Below are 19,413 nucleotides of genomic sequence, written 5' to 3' on the forward strand. Positions count from 1 at the left end.
TAAATAAAACAAAGAGCAAAAAGCCCGATTTAGACCGGGCTTCTGATGGTGATGTCCCTATTTCTAAGATGGTCACTTAGTTAGGTAATTTCAAGCTTTGTGCTTGCGCTTTGTGCTCAAACAGTTGTATTGCCTATGGCGTAAATGTCGCTACACCTAGCTCGTCTTCGCGTTTTGTGTTTGCCATCATTTGAGTCGGCGAGATCACGCTGCGAAGATCCATGTCTTTCTCTGTACGTACTACTTCACCACGTAGAGAGTTAGCAAATACTTCTGTGATTTTCACGTCTACGAACTGGCCGATAAGGTCAGCAGAACCTTCGAAGTTCACTACGCGGCTGTTTTCAGTACGAGCACGCAGTTCCATTAGGTTCTTCTTCGATGGACCTTCAACCAATACGCGTTGCTCTGTACCAAGCATTAGGCGAGAGTAGCGCATTGCTTGTGTGTTCACGGTTTGCTGTAGTTCGTATAGACGATCTTTCTTCTCTTGCTCTGGCACATCACATGGGTAATCTGCAGCAGGTGTACCTGGGCGAGGAGAGAAGATAAAGCTGAAGCTCATATCGAAATCAACGTCTTTGATCAGTTTCATCGTATCTTGGAAATCTTGGTTAGATTCACCAGGGAAACCAACGATAAAGTCAGAGCTGATTTGAATGTCTGGACGCGCTTTACGTAGCTTACGAATAATCGACTTGTACTCAATCGCTGTGTGAGGGCGCTTCATCATAGTAAGAATACGGTCACTACCACTTTGTACAGGCAGGTGAAGGAAGCTCACAAGCTCTGGTGTATCTTCGTAAACTGCGATGATGTCATCACCAAACTCAAGCGGGTGGCTTGTTGTGAAACGAATACGGTCGATACCATCGATAGAAGCCACAAGGCGAAGCAGTTCTGCGAATGAACAGATATCACCTTCGTGAGTTGGCCCACGGTATGCGTTTACGTTTTGACCTAGCAGGTTAACTTCACGTACGCCTTGCTCTGCAAGTTGAGCCACTTCGAACAGTACATCGTCCATTGGGCGGCTAACTTCTTCACCACGCGTGTAAGGCACAACGCAGTAAGTACAGTATTTAGAACAACCTTCCATGATAGAAACGAACGCCGTTGCACCTTCAGCACGCGGCTCAGGCAGGCTATCGAACTTTTCGATCTCAGGGAAAGAGATGTCCATCACTGGCGCGTCATTTGATAGAGAAGATTTAATCATCTCAGGAAGACGGTGCAGTGTTTGAGGGCCAAAGATAACGTCTACGTATGGTGCACGTTGACGAATGTGATCGCCTTCTTGAGTCGCAACACAGCCACCCACACCGATCACCACGCCTTCTTTCTTATCTTTTAGCGTTTTCCAACGACCAAGCTGGTGGAATACTTTCTCTTGCGCTTTTTCGCGGATAGAACAAGTATTCAGTAGTAGTACATCTGCTTCCTCAGGTACTTCAGTTAGCTCATAGCCATTAGCAGCGTTAAGCAGGTCGGCCATTTTTGATGAATCGTATTCGTTCATCTGACAGCCCCAAGTTTTAATTAGCAGTTTCTTACTCATTTTTTGTTCGCTCGATCGTTAGTTTAATTTAAGGGAGCAAATCGCCCAGTATTCATCCGCGAGGACCATTTGTCATAATTAGGTATTCATTTTATGACTGGCTCTAGCAGCAAGCGGCGTATTGTACTGGTTTCAAAACCGACTGACTAGTAGTCTGATAAAATCTCTTATGTAGTGGTTTTTATTATCGTTAACGCTAGACACAGCAAGGGATAACCCTTTTTTCAAATAAGGTTTTTGGTTACAAGTTAGTTATGAAAAAGTACAATCAAAAACAGTCAAAGAATCAAACTGATAAGTACAAAATATGAACAGTTACGATATTGTGGTAGTCGGTGGTGGCATGGTCGGTGCAGCAACAGCGATTGGTTTTGCAAAGCAAGGTCTGAGTGTTGCTGTGATCGAAGGTTTTGCCCCACAAGCTTTTGATCAGTCGCAAGCAATGGATATTCGTGTTTCCGCTATTTCTCAAGCATCGGTCGATTTGCTTGACGATCTTGGCGCATGGCAGAACATAGAAGCAATGCGAGTATGTTCTTATAAGCGCTTAGAGACGTGGGAACACCCAGAATGTCGTACTCGGTTTGATGCCGCATCACTAGATTTACCTCGTTTAGGCTGCATTGTTGAAAACCGACTGATTCAATTGGGCTTATGGTCTCAGTTTGATGCTTATGACAATTTAGAACTGTTGTGCCCTGAAAAGTTGGATTCTATTGAATTTGGCGAAACTAATATCGTTAAGCTTCAATCTGGTGCTGAGTTATCGGCTAAATGGGTGATTGGTGCTGATGGCGCTAACTCCGCTGTTCGTCAGCAGGCTGGTATCGGTATCACGGCTTGGGACTACCGCCAGCACTGTATGCTGATCAATGTGGAAACTGAGCTCCCTCAACAAGATATTACTTGGCAACAGTTTCTACCAAGTGGCCCGCGTTCGTTTCTGCCTCTGTGTTCTGTCGTTTCTGAAGGGAAAGAAGTCGGGCAGGGTTCATTGGTTTGGTATGACTCGCCATCTCGCATAAAGCAACTGTCGGCAATGAGCCCAGACAAGTTGCGAAATGAAGTGCTTGCTAACTTCCCTGCGGAACTGGGAGACATCAAAGTCCTCAATTCTGGTTCATTCCCTCTCACTCGACGTCATGCGCAATCTTATGTTAAGAACAACTGCATTCTGGTTGGAGATTCGGCACACACGATAAACCCATTAGCAGGGCAGGGCGTAAACTTAGGCTTTAAAGATGTTGCCGCTCTATTGGATGTGACCAAGGATAAAGGCGAGCTGAATCACTCTGTAGCAAGGCGCTATGAGGTGATGAGAAGAGGCGACAACCTGATGATGCAAAGCGGTATGGATTTCTTCTATAAAACATTCAGTAATGATATTGGCCCACTGAAGTTTGTACGTAATGCTGCGCTTAAGCTTGCTGAAAATTCAGGCCCGATTAAAGTTCAAGTATTGAAATACGCCTTGGGTCTTTAGTTGAACTTTTAGACTGCTTATAAAGAGAAGGAGAGCGAATGCTCTCCTTTTTTGTATCCGATGATTACTATCGCTGTTGTGTTACACAAACAGGTGCATCTAGCTCCAAAGAGTAGCCTGTGTAAACCAGAGAGCCATCCTCAATATTTCGTTTGAATGAGGTGATGTTATTGGAGTGCTGGTTTGCGGCGATAAGCCATTGCCCGCAGTCGGTAATATGAAAATCACGAGGAAAATTACCTTCAGTACTATAACTATCAATAAAAATAGGCATTTTGGTGTTTGGTTCGATTTTGAAACTACTGATCCTTGATTGGTGTCGACAAGACACATAAAGAAATTGTTCATCCGGTGATAGTTTTATTGCAGCCGTTGCTTCACCTTTCTCCATATTGGGAAGCGCGTCTATTTCCTCCACAATGTTCCATACACCTAAAACCTTTTCCAACATTAGTATCGTTTCGGATAGCTCACAGATCACATAGGCCTTATCTTCAGCCTTATTGAAGATTAAATGACGAGGCCCATTGCCAGCTGGAGCTTTTATGGATTGCATTGGTTCGTCTAGAAACTCTTCCTGTTCTTCATCAAAGCAGTAAAAGTTGATTCTATCGGCGCCAAGATCGACGGTGACAAATTGTGGTGAGTTTTGTAAGAACAAACACTGATGGGCATGTGGTCCTGTTTGTCGTTCTTTGTTTGGACCAGAACCGACCATTTTGATTGTTTTGAGTCGTTTATCGATATTACCGTTGATACTTAAACTAAAGATATCGAATGTGCCTGATGAGTATTGCGACGTAATAGCAAACTTATGGCTAGGATCAATGGTGATATGACAAGGATGATCACCAGAGATAGCCCCTGAGTTATTAGCGGTCTTTGAGCTAGCATTAGCGATATGAACCAATTGTGGCTGTTTGGGCTGGTCAACTTCAGAAGCCGTGTAGATACCGAGTTGTGTCGCTACGACAAAAGATGGATTGGTACATTCAGCAACGAGTTCTAACGGTGATAGCTTTCCGTTATCTAAATCTAATTGAGTCTGATATACGCCTTGGCTTTTACTGGGAGTATCTGTGTAGCAACCAATCGTTAAAGGTAGGGTTTTCATAGGCAGTCATACTCAATTAGAAAATGGAGCAGACATTGTCTTATAAAAAAGCCATGAAGTGATTAAGCAGGAGAAAATACTTGGTGACCTGGATAGCAGATTTACATATTCCAGATAAAACAAAACCCAGCTAAAAAGCTGGGTTTCATTCAATAATGGTGCGGTCGGAGAGACTTGAACTCTCACACCTCTCGGCGCCAGAACCTAAATCTGGTGCGTCTACCAATTCCGCCACGACCGCAGCAAAGCTTTTACTCTAGCGAAGAGTATAGTTAAGAAGACTTATGGTTTGTCTAAATAACGTTGTATGTGGCTGGGCTACCTGGATTCGAACCAGGGAATGCCGGCATCAAAAGCCGGTGCCTTACCGCTTGGCGATAGCCCAACAATGAACGGTCATCTACTAAAAGAAACACATTCTGAATAATGGTGCGGTCGGAGAGACTTGAACTCTCACACCTCTCGGCGCCAGAACCTAAATCTGGTGCGTCTACCAATTCCGCCACGACCGCAGCAAATCTTTATAGTCATACTGAATATTGGTGATTCAATAAGACGTTGTATAAATGGTGGCTACTGCGGGATTTGAACCTGCGACCCCATCATTATGAGTGATGTGCTCTAACCAACTGAGCTAAGTAGCCAATAATAAATCTAATAGATTCATTATTAAATAATGGTGCGGTCGGAGAGACTTGAACTCTCACACCTCTCGGCGCCAGAACCTAAATCTGGTGCGTCTACCAATTCCGCCACGACCGCAGCAAAGCTTTTACTCTAGCGAAGAGTATAGTTAAGAAGACTTATGGTTTGTCTAAATAACGTTGTATGTGGCTGGGCTACCTGGATTCGAACCAGGGAATGCCGGCATCAAAAGCCGGTGCCTTACCGCTTGGCGATAGCCCAACAATGAATGGTCATCTATTAAAAGAAACACATTCTGAATAATGGTGCGGTCGGAGAGACTTGAACTCTCACACCTCTCGGCGCCAGAACCTAAATCTGGTGCGTCTACCAATTCCGCCACGACCGCAGCAAATCTTTATAGTCATACTGAATATTGGTGATTCAATAAGACGTTGTGCTCTTTGCTTTTGCAAGGAGTTATAAATAGTGGCTGGGCTACCTGGATTCGAACCAGGGAATGCCGGCATCAAAAGCCGGTGCCTTACCGCTTGGCGATAGCCCAACAATGAATGCTCATCTACTAAAAGAAACGCATTCTAAATAATGGTGCGGTCGGAGAGACTTGAACTCTCACACCTCTCGGCGCCAGAACCTAAATCTGGTGCGTCTACCAATTCCGCCACGACCGCAGCAAAGCTTTATAGTCATACTGAATATTGGTGATTCAATAAGACGTTGTGCTCTTTGCTTTTGCAAGGAGTTATAAATAGTGGCTGGGCTACCTGGATTCGAACCAGGGAATGCCGGCATCAAAAGCCGGTGCCTTACCGCTTGGCGATAGCCCAACAATGAATGGTTATCTACTAAAAGAAACGCATTCTAAATAATGGTGCGGTCGGAGAGACTTGAACTCTCACACCTCTCGGCGCCAGAACCTAAATCTGGTGCGTCTACCAATTCCGCCACGACCGCAGCAAATCTTTATAGTCATATCGAATATTGGTGATTCAATAAGACGTTGTCTTTCTATTTCAAAAGAAAAAGTGGTGGCTACTGCGGGATTTGAACCTGCGACCCCATCATTATGAGTGATGTGCTCTAACCAACTGAGCTAAGTAGCCAATAATAAATCTAATAGATTCACTATTTGTTCTCTAATGAAAGAGAAATAATGGTGCGGTCGGAGAGACTTGAACTCTCACACCTCTCGGCGCCAGAACCTAAATCTGGTGCGTCTACCAATTCCGCCACGACCGCAGCAAAGCTTTTACTCTAGCGAAGAGTATAGTTAAGAAGACTTATGGTTTGTCTAAGTAACGTTGTATGTGGCTGGGCTACCTGGATTCGAACCAGGGAATGCCGGCATCAAAAGCCGGTGCCTTACCGCTTGGCGATAGCCCAACAATGAATGGTCATCTATTAAAAGAAACACATTCTGAATAATGGTGCGGTCGGAGAGACTTGAACTCTCACACCTCTCGGCGCCAGAACCTAAATCTGGTGCGTCTACCAATTCCGCCACGACCGCAGCAAATCTTTTAGTCATACTGAATATTGGTGATTCAATACAACGTTGTCTTTTCTTTCTCGAAGAAAGAATGGTGGCTACTGCGGGATTTGAACCTGCGACCCCATCATTATGAGTGATGTGCTCTAACCAACTGAGCTAAGTAGCCATCTGAGAGCGAGACAATATAATATAATCTTGCTTTCAATGCCATTATCTTTTTAAAGATAATTACACTTTAAATTGTGGCTGGGCTACCTGGATTCGAACCAGGGAATGCCGGCATCAAAAGCCGGTGCCTTACCGCTTGGCGATAGCCCAACAATGATGTCTTGAAGACATCTCAATATGGTGCGGTCGGAGAGACTTGAACTCTCACACCTCTCGGCGCCAGAACCTAAATCTGGTGCGTCTACCAATTCCGCCACGACCGCATTATTTCCTAAAAACTCTTTGTTACTAAAGACAAACTTTAATATCAAATAGAGTGCTTAGGAAATGGTGGCTACTGCGGGATTTGAACCTGCGACCCCATCATTATGAGTGATGTGCTCTAACCAACTGAGCTAAGTAGCCATTTCCATATTGTTGCTCATTTTGAAACGTTGCCGCTTCGCTGTGAACGGGGCGCATTATGCGGAGTTGAGTGAAACCCGTCAACTTTTTTTTTGAATAAATCGCGAATAAACATCTGTTCGGTTTCTTTTTAGGCAAAGAGGCGTATTTGTCGGCAAAAAACAGGTCAAAAAGGCGATATATATAGGAAGTTAACTTTCTGATGCAGGACTATTTCGAAAGAGTAAAAACAAAAAGGCCAGTGAATTCACTGGCCTTTTATTTGATGTTAAATCAACAATTATACGTTGAAACGGAAGTGAACAACGTCGCCATCTTTTACGATGTATTCTTTGCCTTCAAGACGCCATTTACCTGCATCTTTTGCACCGCTCTCACCGTTAAACTCGATGAAGTGATCAAAACCAACAACTTCAGCTCGGATGAAGCCTTTTTCGAAGTCTGTGTGGATCTTACCAGCAGCTTGTGGTGCTGTTGCACCTACAGGAATTGTCCATGCGCGAACTTCTTTAACGCCAGCTGTGAAGTAAGTTTGAAGAGTCAGTAGCTCGTAACCAGAACGGATCACTCGGTTAAGACCTGGTTCTTCGATACCCATGTCTGCTAGGAACTCTTCGCGATCTTCGTCATCAAGCTCAGAAAGCTCAGATTCGATAGCCGCACAAACAGCAACAACAACGTTGTTTTCTTTTTCTGCGTATTCACGAACAGCGTCTAGGTAAGGGTTGTTTTCAAAACCATCTTCAGCAACGTTTGCGATGTACATTGTTGGTTTCAGCGTTAGGAAGTTTAGGTAGCCGATTGCTGCCGCTTCTTCTTTGCCTAGTTCAACAGTACGCGCCATACCGCCTTCAGTAAGAACTGGTAGTAGCTTTTCTAGTACTGTGATTTCGAACTTAGCGTCTTTGTCGCCGCCTTTTGCTTTCTTAGCGTTACGTTGAATTGCACGTTCACAGCTGTCTAAGTCAGCCAGCGCAAGTTCAAGGTTGATCACTTCGATGTCTTCGATTGGAGATACTTTGCCAGAAACGTGAACGATGTTTTCATTTTCAAAGCAGCGTACAACGTGACCGATAGCGTCAGTTTCACGGATGTTAGCTAGGAATTTGTTACCAAGACCTTCACCTTTAGATGCGCCAGCAACTAGGCCTGCGATATCTACGAATTCCATTGTCGTTGGAAGGATCTTCTGTGGATTAACAATTTTTGCTAATGTATCTAAGCGTAGATCTGGAACCGGAACGATACCTGTGTTTGGTTCGATCGTACAAAATGGAAAGTTTGCTGCTTCGATGCCTGCTTTAGTCAGTGCGTTAAACAGAGTTGACTTACCAACGTTTGGTAGACCAACGATGCCACATTTAAAACCCATGATATAAACCTTATTCTGCTTTGAACGTATGTAAGCGATTTTGTGCTTTTGGTAGGCCATCTTTTAATAAGATGTCTAGGCTGCGAACCGATTCGTCAACGACGGCCTCGATACACTCTTGCTCTTTTTGTGGAGCTTTGCCTAATACATAACCTGCAACTTTATCTTTGTGTCCTGGATGGCCAATGCCTAATCTAAGACGATAGAATTCTTTATTGTTACCCTGTTTACTGATGATGTCTTTCAGACCGTTATGTCCGCCGTGACCACCCCCTTTTTTAAACTTTCCAATACCAGGAGGAAGGTCTAACTCATCATGAGCAACCATGATCTCTTCAGGTTTAATTTGGTAGAATTTTGCCAAAGCTGCAACTGCTTTGCCTGACAAGTTCATAAAAGTCGTTGGGATCAGCAAACGAAGATCTTCACCATGAACCATGATACGACCCGTTAGGCCAAAGAACTTTGGTTCGTTCTTTAGTGTCACGTTGTGTACACGTGCTAATTCTTCAACTACCCAAGCACCCGCATTATGGCGAGTTTTGGCGTATTCTGGACCTGGATTAGCCAGTCCAACGAGAAGTTTTATTTGTTGGCTCAAGGTATGGATCTCTCTTGGGATTTCAAAAAGCGCCGTATGATATCACAGTTTGTGAAAAAGGTGCGAGCTAGCTGATAGCAACACGATTATTCCTGATTGTGATAAATAGCAGTGCGATATAACTCAGACATAAAAAAAGCACTCCATTGAATGAAGTGCTTGATGTCTTTTTCTAACGTGTTTCTAAAACTAAGCTTTTGTAAAAAAAAGCTATGAAGCGTTGATTAGTTGAACATCGCTGAGATTGATTCTTCGTTGCTGATACGACGAATCGCTTCAGCAAGCATGCGAGAAAGGCTAAGTGTTGTTACTTTACCTGTCGCAGCCATCTCTGGAGATAGAGAGATAGAATCCGTTACGATAACTTGGTCTAGAACAGAGTTCTTGATGTTGTTCGCAGCAGTACCAGAGAAAACAGCGTGAGTTGCGTAAGCGAATACACGCTTGGCACCGCGCTCTTTAAGCGCTTCAGCTGCTTTACATAGTGTGCCACCCGTATCGATCATGTCATCAACGATAACACAGTCACGGCCTTCAACATCACCGATTAGGTTCATTACTTCAGAAACGTTAGCACGTGGACGACGCTTATCAACGATAGCGATGTCAACATCACCTAGCGCTTTAGCAGTAGCACGAGCACGTACAACACCACCAAGGTCTGGAGAAACCACAACTGGGTTTTCTAGGCCACGGTTCGCCATGTCTTCTAGAAGAACTGGAGTGCCGAAGATGTTATCAACAGGTACATCGAAGAAGCCTTGGATTTGCTCTGCGTGTAGGTCGATAGTAAGAACGCGGTCAACGCCAACGTTAGAAAGGAAATCTGCAACAACTTTTGCAGTAATTGGCACACGAGCAGAACGTACACGACGATCTTGACGGGCATAACCGAAGTAAGGGATTACAGCAGTAATACGGCCAGCAGAAGCACGGCGCATTGCGTCAATCATTACCACCAATTCCATTAGGTTGTCATTGGTTGGTGCACAAGTTGATTGAATCAGGAATACATCGCTACCACGAACGTTTTCATTGATTTGAACAGCGACTTCGCCATCAGAAAAACGGTCTACAGTAGCATCGCCAAGAGAGATGTATAGACGATCAGCAATACGTTGGGCTAGTTCAGGTGTTGCGTTACCAGCAAATAGCTTCATATCAGGCACGGTGGAAACCTCGGGTTGCGTCCAGTTTTAAATAGATTGTGGGTGGGCTGAGTGGTATTCAGCCAAAGTTTCTTTTAAAGGAGAAATGTTTCGTCCTTTCGCTACAAAAGCGGAAACTGTGTCAGGCAGTTGTTCCAACACCAATTCGGCTTCTTTTTTGCTGCTAAATTCAGCAAAAACGCATGAACCAGTGCCAGTCAATCTCGACGGCGCGTATTGTAGCAGCCATGAAAGTTGCTTATCAACCTCTGGGTACAGCATTCGCACAATTTTTTCGCAATCGTTTACGTATTCTTGCTCTAGAAGCGTTGATAGCGCTCGCTTCGGCGTATTTCGAGTTAATTCTGAATGTGTGAATATGTCTACAGTTGCTATGCTCACTTGAGGTTTAACAACGAGATACCATTTTTCATCCGGATTAGCGGGTTGAAGCTGTTCTCCAACGCCTTCTGCAAAGGCTGCATGGCCTCGAACGAACACAGGAACGTCAGCGCCAAGTTTCAATCCGATCTCTGCGAGCTGATCATCCGATAGCTTGAGTTGCCATAGATAGTTCAGTGCGACCAACACGGTTGCGGCATTTGAAGAACCTCCACCAATGCCACCTCCCATCGGAAGTACTTTCTTTAGCTCAATATCGGCACCGAAAGAAGTCGATGTATATTGTTGAAGGGCGGTGGCGGCTTTCCAAATCAGGTTGTCTTCGGTCGCAACGCCTGGGATTTCCGGTGTAATGGTGATTGAGTTTGTTTCTTCATTAACGGTAACCGTTAGTTCATCGCCAAAATCGACAAACTGAAACAAGGTTTGAAGCTCGTGATAGCCATTGTCACGTCGACCTGTGATGTAAAGAAATAGATTCAGTTTAGCCGGAGAAGGCCAATGCGTTGGCGTTGTTATCATTTTTTCAGTGTCCACTTCGAAACTACAATGTTGATTTTGTTATCGTCTTGCTTGAATGACAATCGAGTAGGGAGGGGGATGCTTTCTACATTCGCGTTGCCTTCATCCGATAGTTGATTACTAGGCATCTCTGTATTTCGATAATTCGCGAAGTTCAGTGTCCATAGCTGGCTGCTGACTTGTTTGGTTAGATACTCAAGCGTGTTGGTTGTATTTAACTGGTAGCTGTCGGCTTGATCTGGAATACCCAAAAACCATTGAGGCAGGTGATCAATAGGGATCTGTAAACCTGTCAGTTGCTCAACCAATAGAGAGGCACTTGCGTGAGTAAATACTTGGTCGTCATAGGTCACCACTTTGGCACCCGACGGATCTATAGTCAGGTTCAATGCGGTTTGACCGAGAAACGTAGTGAGCCTCAATTGACTTTGATTTGGTGAATGTTTCCAAATGAAGTTTAGGCTTTGGCGCTGCTCTGGAGAAATGTAGGCGAGCTTGCCCGAGGCTTGGTAGTTTTCTATCTGTAGAAGTCGGTTTTGGTGACTTTGCCACTCAACACTGGTCGGTTGTTCAGGTATAGACGAGCAACCCACCATAATTATGGTCATAAAAATAAGAGACGTGATTCTACGAAGTTTGCTCATATTTGCTCACAACTTGTTCAAATTTATCTAAAAAACGCTTCAACTATAGCATTGAATTCACGAACTCAGGAAAACAAATCCCGCTTGCTCTTTAAATAGAGCCATGCATCAAGTAAAATTCGCCCCTTGTTTCCATTCCCTGATCGAGAACTTCTGATACATGTCTTTGCTTGCCGTAGGTATCAATCACAATACAGCGTCGGTTGAATTGCGAGAAAAAGTCGCTTTTGGTCCAGATAAATTATCTGAGGCACTCAAGCAACTTAACGCAAATGCACACGTGAATGGAAGTGTCATACTTTCTACCTGTAATCGAACTGAAGTGTATTGCGACGTTAAAGGCGTGGCTAAGAACAAACTTATCGATTGGTTATCAGTTTTCCATCAAGTGAGCCCTGAAGAGCTAAAACCAAGCCTTTATATCCATGAAGAGCAAGCCGCGATTAAGCACTTAATGCGCGTTGCTTGTGGTTTGGACTCTTTAGTCTTGGGTGAACCGCAGATCTTAGGTCAGGTGAAGCAAGCGTATACGGACTCGCGAGAGAACAAATCCGTTGATGCTTCAATGGAAAAACTATTCCAGAAATCATTTTCTGTTGCGAAGCGTGTTCGAACTGAGACTGAAATCGGCGGAAGCGCGGTTTCTGTTGCTTACGCAGCTTGCACCTTAGCCAAGCATATTTTTGAATCCATCGCCGATTCAACCGTGTTACTGGTGGGCGCGGGCGAAACCATTGAACTGGTGGCTAAGCATCTTTCGGCGAATGGCTGTACAAAAATGATAGTGGCGAACCGAACTCGAGAGCGTGCTCTAGGGCTAGCTGAAGAGTTTGGTGCTGAGGTGATCAGCTTGAATGAGATTCCTGATCATCTGCACCGAGCGGATATCGTTATCAGCTCAACCGCAAGTCCGTTACCTATTATCGGTAAGGGTATGGTTGAGACTGCTCTAAAAACAAGAAAGCATCAGCCTATGCTATTGGTTGATATTGCCGTTCCTCGTGATGTTGAATCGCAGGTTGGTGATCTGAACGATGCCTACCTTTATTCAGTTGATGATTTGCAGTCGATCGTTGATGGCAATATCGAACAACGTAAAGTTGAAGCGATTCAAGCTGAAGCGATCGTCAGTGAAGAAAGTGCTGCGTTCATGAGTTGGATGCGCTCACTGCAAGCGGTAGACAGTATTCGAGATTTCCGTAAATCGGCTAACGAAATCCGCGAAGAATTATTAAGTAAAAGTTTACAATCACTTGCCGCTGGCGGTGACCCTGAAAAAGTTTTACTCGAGCTCAGCAATAAGCTCACAAACAAATTGATCCATGCTCCAACGCGCGCACTTCAAAGTGCAGCTGAGCAAGGAGAACCTGCAAAATTAATGGTCATTAGACAGAGTTTGGGCTTAGAAAACCCTCAATAATATTAGACCTCCAACAAGATAAGACATTATGAAAGCCTCGATTCTAGTAAAGCTTGAAACACTTGTTGAACGCTATGAAGAAGTTCAACATCTACTTGGTGATCCAGATGTAATCGGGAATCAAGACAAATTCCGTGCACTTTCAAAAGAGTACTCTCAACTTGAAGAAGTGACAGCTTGCTTCCAGTCATACCAGCAAGCTAAAGAAGATCTAGAAGCTGCTGAAGAGATGGCAAACGAAGACGACGTAGAAATGCGTGAGATGGCTCAAGATGAAATCAAAGATGCGAAAGCAGCGATTGAGCGTCTGACTGATGAGCTACAGATTCTTCTTATTCCAAAAGATCCAAACGATGAGCGCAACTGTTTCCTAGAAATCCGCGCAGGTGCGGGTGGTGATGAAGCTGGTATCTTTGCTGGTAACCTTTTCCGTATGTACTCTAAGTTTGCAGAGAAGAAAGGCTGGCGCGTTGAAGTAATGAGCAGCAATGACTCAGAACAAGGCGGCTACAAAGAGATGATCGCTAAGATCAGTGGCGACAGTGTTTACGGCACAATGAAGTTTGAATCAGGTGGTCACCGTGTACAACGTGTACCTGAGACAGAATCTCAAGGCCGTGTTCACACATCTGCATGTACTGTTGCTGTTATGCCAGAGATCCCAGAAGCGGATCTTCCAGAAATCAAAGCGGGCGATCTTAAGATTGATACCTTCCGTGCATCAGGCGCGGGTGGTCAGCACGTTAACACCACGGATTCAGCAATCCGTATTACTCACTTACCAACAGGTACAGTAGTAGAGTGTCAAGACGAGCGTTCTCAGCATAAAAACAAAGCGAAAGCGATGGCAGTTCTGGCGGCTCGTATCGTTCAAGCGGAAGAAGAGCGCCGTGCGGCAGCAATCTCTGACACACGTCGTAACCTACTAGGTTCTGGTGACCGTAGTGACCGTATCCGTACCTATAATTACCCACAAGGCCGTGTTTCTGACCACCGCATCAACTTAACTATCTACCGCCTGAACGAAGTTTTGGAAGGTGATATGCAAAGTCTGCTTGATCCTGTTCTACAAGAACACCAAGCTGACCAACTTGCAGCATTGGCAGAAAATAACTAACGATATGCAGTCTGCTTATACGGTTGAAAGTGCATTAAAAGCAGCAATCGTGCAGCTACAAGAGGGCGATAACACATCGCCCTCGATTGATGCTGCGGTACTGCTATGTCACGCCTTAGACAAACCAAGATCTTACCTACTTACTTGGCCTGAGAAGCATCTCACCTCAGAACAAGAATCTGAATTCAATATCCTACTAAAACGTCGTTTATCCGGTGAGCCAGTGGCTTACATTGTTGGTGAGCGAGAGTTTTGGTCATTGCCGTTAAAAGTCTCTCCTTCTACTTTAATCCCTCGTCCAGACACTGAACGTTTGGTTGAAGTGGCTTTGGATAAAACCTATGGCAAACAAGGTGCGATTCTAGATTTGGGGACGGGTACAGGTGCGATCGCATTGGCGCTGGCGTCTGAAATGCCAAATCGCCCTGTGACGGGTATTGATCTGCGTCCTGAAGCTCAAGAGCTTGCGACAGAAAATGCGAAGCGCTTAAACATCACCAACGCTACGTTTTTACATGGCAGTTGGTTTGATCCTTTAAGCGAGCTAGCTTCTGATGGCAACGATACCAAGTTCTCTTTAATTGTCTCTAACCCACCTTATATTGAGAAAGATGACCCTCATTTATCTCAAGGGGATGTGCGTTTTGAGCCAATTACCGCATTGGTTGCTGAAGAGAAAGGACTGGCTGACATTCGATACATTTCTAAAAATGCACGTGGCTTTTTGGAAAATGAAGGTTGGTTGGCGTTTGAACACGGTTACGATCAAGGCTTGGCAGTACGTGAGATAATGCAGGCGCTCGGTTATCTAGATGTTGTCACAGAGAAAGATTACGGTGGTAATGACCGAGTGACATTGGGTCGTTACTGTTCATAGGTAGTGACTGTTCATAGATAGTAACTGTCCATCGGCTGCGGTTAATCATCTTGTGAGCAATAGATGATGAACTTGCTAGATTTATACCTTTAACTCGACAATACATTTCACTCGGTGATGCATTTAGCGCAGAAATACAGAGCATTAACGGGTATTGTGTGGCTCGTGTTAACGAAAGCACATATAAAAATATAAAGGAATACCATGTACGAAGGTTTGAAACATTTTCACTTACTAACGATTGCGATAAGCGCACTGCTGCTTTCGATTCGATTCGCTCTTATGATGGCTAACTCTTCGAAGCTTAAGCATCCTTTCTTGCAGCGTTTTCCTCATATCAATGACTCGTTGCTACTGCTATCGGGTATTGGTTTGATTTTTATCACTGGTTTTATTCCATTTACACCGGCGGCACCATGGTTAACCGAAAAACTAACCTGTGTTATGGCTTACATCGCATTGGGTTTCTTTGCGCTTAAGCTAGGTAAGAACAAGCTATTGAGAGTTTTCTCGTTCTTCGGTGCACTTGGCTGGTTAGCAATGGCAGGCAAAATCGCAATGACGAAGACACCAACATTTTTCGGTTAATTATCTCCTTATTTTCGGTTAACTATCTATGTACGAATTTTTTGATGAAGACTTTGACCAGCTAGAATTAGCTGAAGGTGCATTGATCTTAAATAAAGCGATTAACCCAGAAACTCAAGACAGTTGGGCTGAGCAAGAGCTGGCAAGATTGTTTAAAGAAGCTGAGTTTGCTTTGGTTCATGAAACCGACGAACAGCAGAAGTTTGAGTCTTTTATTCGACTCTTCTTCTACGAGTGGGGCTTCACTGGCGATAAAGATGCGTACTTCTCTTCAGAAAACGCATTCATTGATAAAGTACTTGAGAGAAAGAAAGGCATTCCAGTAAGCCTTGGCGCGATCTTTCTTTTTCTAGGTCGCAAGCTAGGCTTTCCTGTAGAAGGTGTCTCTTTCCCAACTCAGTTCTTGCTTAAAGTGAGCTGGTACGGACAAGCTGCTGTCTATATTAACCCTTACAACGGTGAGTATGTTGGCGAGCAGACGTTGCGTGCGTGGCTGATTGGGCATGATGGCCCATTAGCTAAGCTTAAAGCGGAGCATTTAGAAGTGGCCGACCACCCAACCATTATTGGTAAGTGGCTCGCATTGCTTAAGAGTGCATTACTAAGAGAAGAGCGTTATACGCTTGCATTGAAATGTACTGACCTTGCATTAACGTTTGTACCGGATGATCCGTATGAAATCCGCGATCGTGGCTTTATCTATCAACAGCTAGACTGCCACCAAGTAGCAGCAACGGATTATCAATACTTTATCGACCAATGCCCAGATGACCCTGCATCTGAGTTACTGAAATCTCAAGTGAACGTCATGAACGAAAAGACAGTGGTCGTTCACTAATTAATAATTATTTAGAGAGAATATGATGGAACAGAAAACAGTTCACATTGGCGATATGCCAATTGCTAACGACAAGCCATTCACGCTATTTGCAGGCATGAACGTTCTTGAATCTCGCGATCTAGCAATGCAGATCTGTGAGCACTACGTAAAAGTAACAGAGAAGCTGGGTATCCCTTATGTATTTAAGGCGTCTTTCGATAAAGCGAACCGCAGCTCTGTTCACTCGTACCGTGGTCCTGGTATGGAAGAAGGTCTTAAAATCTTCCAAGAGCTAAAAGACACATTCGGCGTGAAGATCATCACTGATGTTCATACTGAAGCACAAGCTCAGCCAGTTGCAGATGTGGTTGATGTTATCCAGCTTCCAGCATTCCTAGCTCGTCAAACTGACCTAGTTGAAGCGATGGCGAAGACTGGCGCTGTAATCAACGTGAAGAAGCCTCAGTTCATGAGCCCGAACCAAGTTGGCAACATCGTTGATAAGTTTGCTGAGTGTGGCAATGACAAGATCATCCTATGTGAACGTGGCGCTTGTATGGGTTACGACAACCTTGTTGTGGATATGCTTGGTTTTGGCGTTATGAAGAAGTCTTCAAACGGCAGCCCAATCATCTTCGACGTGACGCACTCTCTACAAATGCGCGACCCTTCAGGTGCTGCATCTGGCGGTCGTCGTGAGCAAACGGTTGAACTTGCGAAAGCGGGTCTTGCGACAGGTATTGCGGGTCTGTTTATCGAAGCTCACCCGAACCCTGACCAAGCACGTTGTGACGGCCCATCTGCACTGCCTCTAGATAAACTAGAGCCGTTCTTGAAGCAGATGAAAGCACTTGATGATCTTATCAAAGGCTTCGAACACATCGATATCAAATAATCGAATTGCAAGAATTAAGAGCCGGCGCAAATGCCGGCTTTTTTGTACCTATTGTTAAATGAGTTATCGGTATTTCGACATATTCAAACCAAGCTAATGTATGTTTTGAGGTGTTATAACATAACGCTCAAGACTTTGATTAATAAAATAAATTTAACGAGGATTACTTAATTGGAGCGTTGAATTGAGTAAATCACAAATAATCATAAAAAATTATGAAAACGTTTGCCTGTGATCACTTATTTGCTCAAATGCAACTTTGCCGCTTTGTTACACACTCGATAGCGGATTAAGGTGATCTATCCTACATAAATATGAAATCACTCTGTTAGGTTTACTGTCTTAATTTAAACTACTTCAAGTTTTACCATTCTCTAACGATGTTTCTTAAGTCGACATTGGCTAAATGAGAGCGGTTGAAGCAGTGGATTCCCCTAAAAAGTTCAAAGGTATGACAATGAAGCAACGCCTTATTCTAAAGACAGCACTAAGTGCTGCAATCCTAGCTACTTTAGCTGGTTGTGCGTCTCAATCGACCCATGATTGGAACCAAGACGAAACTTACAAGCTAACTATTCTTCACACTAACGACAACCATGGTCGTTTCTGGCAGAACAAATACGGCGAATACGGCATGTCTGCGCGTAAAACGCTAATTGATCAACTTCGTGCGGAAGTTGAAGCAGAAGGCGGTAGCGTGTTGCTTCTATCTGGCGGTGACATCAACACAGGTGTGCCAGAGTCAGATCTTCAGGATGCTGAACCTGATTTCAAAGGTATGAACAAGATTGGTTACGATGCAATGGCATTAGGTAACCACGAGTTTGATAACTCACTAGACGTACTACAAAAGCAGATCGATTGGGCTAACTTCCCAATGCTGTCTGCAAACATCTACGATAAAGCGACAGGCGAACGCAAGTTCCAAGCTTACGAGATGTTCGAAAAGCAAGGTATCAAGATTGCGGTTATTGGTTTAACAACTGAAGATACTCAAAAGATTGGTAACCCTGAGTTTATCGCTGGTATCGACTTCCGTGATCCTAAAGAAGAAGCGAAGCAACTGATCGCTGAACTTAAAGAAACAGAAAAACCAGATCTTATCTTCGCAGTGACTCACATGGGCCACTATGAAAATGGTCAGCGTGGCGTTAACGCACCGGGCGATGTGGCATTAGCCCGTTACCTAGATGAAGGTGACCTAGACATGATCGTTGGTGGTCACTCTCAAGAGCCTGTATGTATGGAAGGGCCTAACGTTGCGAAGAAAAACTTCAAGCCGGGTGATGAGTGTAAACCTGACCTTCAAAATGGTACTTACATCGTTCAAGCTCACGAGTGGGGCAAATATGTAGGCCGTGCTGACTACGAATTCCGTAATGGCGAGCTAGAGATGGTGAGCTACAATCTTGTTCCAGTTAACCTTAAGAAAAAAGTTAAGATTGACGGCAAGAAACAGCGTGTCTTTATTCAAGATGAAATCGCACAAGACCCAGAACTACTTGAGTTCCTACGTCCTTTCCAAGAGCAAGGCCAAGCACAGCTAGAAGTTCAAATTGCTGAAACTAATGGCAAGCTTGAAGGTGACCGTAACGTTGTTCGTTTCCAACAGACTAACCTAGGTCGTTTAATTGCGACTTCTCACATGGAGCGTGCAAAAGCAGACTTCGCTGTGATGAACTCTGGTGGTGTACGTGATTCAATTGAAGCCGGTGATGTAACTTACAAAGACGTACTAACAGTACAACCTTTTGCAAACATCCTGACTTACACAGACATGACGGGTAAAGAAGTTCTAGATTACCTAAATGTAGTTGCGACTAAACCAATCGATTCTGGTGCTTACGCACAGTTTGCTGGCATCTCAATGACAGTAGCAAACGGTGAAGTATCGAATGTATTCATCGGTGGCAAGCAACTTCGTTTAGACGAAACATACCGCTTCACAGTACCAAGCTTCAACGCAGCTGGTGGTGACGGTTACCCTAAACTGTCTGACCACCCTGGTTACGTAAACACTGGCTTTGTTGATGCAGAAGTACTGAAAGAGTACCTAGAAGCAAACAGCCCAGTAGACGTGAACAAGTACGCACCTTCTGGTCAAATGGTTTACAAGTAATTGAACCCAATTAAATTTAATCA

General features: G+C 44.3%; 15 protein-coding genes and 19 tRNA genes. 8 read left to right on the top strand and 26 right to left on the bottom strand.

Features of this window, described 5'->3' with window-relative positions; all coding sequences use genetic code 11:
- Positions 1-133: 133 nt before the first annotated feature.
- Positions 134-1,558: a tRNA (N6-isopentenyl adenosine(37)-C2)-methylthiotransferase MiaB gene (gene miaB, locus L0992_03735; GenBank protein ID XGB67822.1), complete on the bottom strand. Its 1,425-nt coding sequence runs from the start codon at positions 1,556-1,558 to the stop codon at positions 134-136.
- A gap of 307 nt (positions 1,559-1,865) precedes the next feature.
- Here miaB and L0992_03740 point away from each other — a divergent pair, with 307 nt between their 5' ends.
- Complete coding sequence (locus L0992_03740) at positions 1,866-3,041, top strand: 2-octaprenyl-3-methyl-6-methoxy-1,4-benzoquinol hydroxylase (protein XGB67823.1); 1,176 nt, start codon at positions 1,866-1,868, stop codon at positions 3,039-3,041.
- Positions 3,042-3,108: 67 nt separating this feature from the next.
- Here L0992_03740 and L0992_03745 read toward each other — a convergent pair whose 3' ends face one another.
- The 25 genes from L0992_03745 to lolB all read right to left on the bottom strand — a co-directional run bounded on the left by L0992_03745 (position 3,109) and on the right by lolB (position 11,554).
- Positions 3,109-4,155 carry a lactonase family protein gene (locus L0992_03745; GenBank protein XGB67824.1) on the bottom strand — a complete coding sequence of 349 codons (1,047 nt, stop codon included), beginning with the start codon at positions 4,153-4,155 and terminating at the stop codon, positions 3,109-3,111.
- Between the two features lie 156 nt (positions 4,156-4,311).
- Positions 4,312-4,396 (bottom strand) — tRNA-Leu (locus tag L0992_03750).
- A gap of 69 nt (positions 4,397-4,465) precedes the next feature.
- Positions 4,466-4,540 (bottom strand) — tRNA-Gln (locus tag L0992_03755).
- Between the two features lie 42 nt (positions 4,541-4,582).
- Positions 4,583-4,667, bottom strand: a tRNA-Leu gene (locus L0992_03760).
- 55 nt (positions 4,668-4,722) lie between these two features.
- Positions 4,723-4,799 (bottom strand) — tRNA-Met (locus L0992_03765).
- Between the two features lie 33 nt (positions 4,800-4,832).
- Positions 4,833-4,917: transfer RNA gene (locus tag L0992_03770), tRNA-Leu, on the bottom strand.
- 69 nt (positions 4,918-4,986) lie between these two features.
- Positions 4,987-5,061: transfer RNA gene (locus L0992_03775), tRNA-Gln, on the bottom strand.
- Between the two features lie 42 nt (positions 5,062-5,103).
- Positions 5,104-5,188: transfer RNA gene (locus L0992_03780), tRNA-Leu, on the bottom strand.
- A gap of 81 nt (positions 5,189-5,269) precedes the next feature.
- Positions 5,270-5,344, bottom strand: a tRNA-Gln gene (locus L0992_03785).
- Between the two features lie 42 nt (positions 5,345-5,386).
- Positions 5,387-5,471 (bottom strand) — tRNA-Leu (locus tag L0992_03790).
- 81 nt (positions 5,472-5,552) lie between these two features.
- Positions 5,553-5,627 (bottom strand) — tRNA-Gln (locus L0992_03795).
- Positions 5,628-5,669: 42 nt separating this feature from the next.
- Positions 5,670-5,754, bottom strand: a tRNA-Leu gene (locus L0992_03800).
- Between the two features lie 72 nt (positions 5,755-5,826).
- Positions 5,827-5,903: transfer RNA gene (locus L0992_03805), tRNA-Met, on the bottom strand.
- 51 nt (positions 5,904-5,954) lie between these two features.
- Positions 5,955-6,039, bottom strand: a tRNA-Leu gene (locus L0992_03810).
- A 69-nt stretch (positions 6,040-6,108) separates the two neighbouring features.
- Positions 6,109-6,183 (bottom strand) — tRNA-Gln (locus L0992_03815).
- A gap of 42 nt (positions 6,184-6,225) precedes the next feature.
- Positions 6,226-6,310, bottom strand: a tRNA-Leu gene (locus L0992_03820).
- A gap of 71 nt (positions 6,311-6,381) precedes the next feature.
- Positions 6,382-6,458: transfer RNA gene (locus L0992_03825), tRNA-Met, on the bottom strand.
- Between the two features lie 77 nt (positions 6,459-6,535).
- Positions 6,536-6,610 (bottom strand) — tRNA-Gln (locus L0992_03830).
- A gap of 28 nt (positions 6,611-6,638) precedes the next feature.
- Positions 6,639-6,723 (bottom strand) — tRNA-Leu (locus L0992_03835).
- A 65-nt stretch (positions 6,724-6,788) separates the two neighbouring features.
- A tRNA-Met gene (locus L0992_03840) sits at positions 6,789-6,865 on the bottom strand.
- Between the two features lie 280 nt (positions 6,866-7,145).
- The gene (gene ychF / locus L0992_03845) at positions 7,146-8,237 is read right to left on the bottom strand and encodes a redox-regulated ATPase YchF (GenBank protein ID XGB67825.1); all 1,092 of its coding nucleotides are present in this window, start codon (positions 8,235-8,237) and stop codon (positions 7,146-7,148) included.
- A 10-nt stretch (positions 8,238-8,247) separates the two neighbouring features.
- Complete coding sequence (gene pth, locus L0992_03850; GenBank protein XGB67826.1) at positions 8,248-8,838, bottom strand: aminoacyl-tRNA hydrolase; 591 nt, start codon at positions 8,836-8,838, stop codon at positions 8,248-8,250.
- A 224-nt stretch (positions 8,839-9,062) separates the two neighbouring features.
- Positions 9,063-10,007, bottom strand: coding sequence for a ribose-phosphate pyrophosphokinase (locus tag L0992_03855; protein ID XGB67827.1), 945 nt, complete (start codon positions 10,005-10,007; stop codon positions 9,063-9,065).
- 27 nt (positions 10,008-10,034) lie between these two features.
- Complete coding sequence (ispE, locus tag L0992_03860; protein ID XGB67828.1) at positions 10,035-10,910, bottom strand: 4-(cytidine 5'-diphospho)-2-C-methyl-D-erythritol kinase; 876 nt, start codon at positions 10,908-10,910, stop codon at positions 10,035-10,037.
- A complete protein-coding gene (gene lolB / locus L0992_03865) occupies positions 10,907-11,554 on the bottom strand; it encodes a lipoprotein insertase outer membrane protein LolB (GenBank protein ID XGB67829.1) in 648 nt (215 codons plus the stop codon). Before lolB ends, ispE begins: the two co-directional genes overlap by 4 nt.
- A gap of 160 nt (positions 11,555-11,714) precedes the next feature.
- Here lolB and hemA point away from each other — a divergent pair, with 160 nt between their 5' ends.
- The 7 genes from hemA to ushA all read left to right on the top strand — a co-directional run bounded on the left by hemA (position 11,715) and on the right by ushA (position 19,390).
- Positions 11,715-12,974, top strand: a complete 1,260-nt coding sequence (gene hemA / locus L0992_03870) for a glutamyl-tRNA reductase (protein XGB67830.1) — start codon at positions 11,715-11,717, stop codon at positions 12,972-12,974.
- Positions 12,975-13,002: 28 nt separating this feature from the next.
- Complete coding sequence (gene prfA / locus L0992_03875; GenBank protein ID XGB67831.1) at positions 13,003-14,091, top strand: peptide chain release factor 1; 1,089 nt, start codon at positions 13,003-13,005, stop codon at positions 14,089-14,091.
- Positions 14,092-14,095: 4 nt separating this feature from the next.
- Entirely contained in the window at positions 14,096-14,968 is an 873-nt protein-coding gene (prmC, locus tag L0992_03880; protein XGB67832.1) for a peptide chain release factor N(5)-glutamine methyltransferase, read from the top strand.
- A 204-nt stretch (positions 14,969-15,172) separates the two neighbouring features.
- Positions 15,173-15,556, top strand: coding sequence for a SirB2 family protein (locus tag L0992_03885; protein ID XGB67833.1), 384 nt, complete (start codon positions 15,173-15,175; stop codon positions 15,554-15,556).
- Positions 15,557-15,584: 28 nt separating this feature from the next.
- Positions 15,585-16,394 (top strand): SirB1 family protein, encoded by an 810-nt coding sequence (locus tag L0992_03890; GenBank protein XGB67834.1) that lies wholly within the window; start codon positions 15,585-15,587, stop codon positions 16,392-16,394.
- Between the two features lie 22 nt (positions 16,395-16,416).
- On the top strand, positions 16,417-17,271 hold the full coding sequence (gene kdsA, locus L0992_03895) for a 3-deoxy-8-phosphooctulonate synthase (GenBank protein ID XGB67835.1): 855 nt from the start codon (positions 16,417-16,419) through the stop codon (positions 17,269-17,271).
- 457 nt (positions 17,272-17,728) lie between these two features.
- The gene (ushA, locus tag L0992_03900; protein XGB67836.1) at positions 17,729-19,390 is read left to right on the top strand and encodes a bifunctional UDP-sugar hydrolase/5'-nucleotidase UshA; all 1,662 of its coding nucleotides are present in this window, start codon (positions 17,729-17,731) and stop codon (positions 19,388-19,390) included.
- Positions 19,391-19,413: the final 23 nt, after the last annotated feature.

The organism is Vibrio pomeroyi (genome assembly GCA_041879425.1).
Taxonomy (GTDB): domain Bacteria; phylum Pseudomonadota; class Gammaproteobacteria; order Enterobacterales; family Vibrionaceae; genus Vibrio; species Vibrio pomeroyi_A.

What these genes read in the sequence shown, in the direction of transcription:
- miaB (XGB67822.1), bottom strand. Translation starts at nt 1,558, where the DNA reads ATGAGTAAGAAACTGCTAATTAAAACTTGGGGCTGTCAGATGAACGAA.
- L0992_03740 (XGB67823.1), top strand. Translation starts at nt 1,866, where the DNA reads ATGAACAGTTACGATATTGTGGTAGTCGGTGGTGGCATGGTCGGTGCA.
- L0992_03745 (XGB67824.1), bottom strand. Translation starts at nt 4,155, where the DNA reads ATGAAAACCCTACCTTTAACGATTGGTTGCTACACAGATACTCCCAGT.
- ychF (XGB67825.1), bottom strand. Translation starts at nt 8,237, where the DNA reads ATGGGTTTTAAATGTGGCATCGTTGGTCTACCAAACGTTGGTAAGTCA.
- ispE (XGB67828.1), bottom strand. Translation starts at nt 10,910, where the DNA reads ATGATAACAACGCCAACGCATTGGCCTTCTCCGGCTAAACTGAATCTA.
- lolB (XGB67829.1), bottom strand. Translation starts at nt 11,554, where the DNA reads ATGAGCAAACTTCGTAGAATCACGTCTCTTATTTTTATGACCATAATT.
- hemA (XGB67830.1), top strand. Translation starts at nt 11,715, where the DNA reads ATGTCTTTGCTTGCCGTAGGTATCAATCACAATACAGCGTCGGTTGAA.
- prfA (XGB67831.1), top strand. Translation starts at nt 13,003, where the DNA reads ATGAAAGCCTCGATTCTAGTAAAGCTTGAAACACTTGTTGAACGCTAT.
- prmC (XGB67832.1), top strand. Translation starts at nt 14,096, where the DNA reads ATGCAGTCTGCTTATACGGTTGAAAGTGCATTAAAAGCAGCAATCGTG.
- L0992_03885 (XGB67833.1), top strand. Translation starts at nt 15,173, where the DNA reads ATGTACGAAGGTTTGAAACATTTTCACTTACTAACGATTGCGATAAGC.
- L0992_03890 (XGB67834.1), top strand. Translation starts at nt 15,585, where the DNA reads ATGTACGAATTTTTTGATGAAGACTTTGACCAGCTAGAATTAGCTGAA.
- kdsA (XGB67835.1), top strand. Translation starts at nt 16,417, where the DNA reads ATGATGGAACAGAAAACAGTTCACATTGGCGATATGCCAATTGCTAAC.
- ushA (XGB67836.1), top strand. Translation starts at nt 17,729, where the DNA reads ATGAAGCAACGCCTTATTCTAAAGACAGCACTAAGTGCTGCAATCCTA.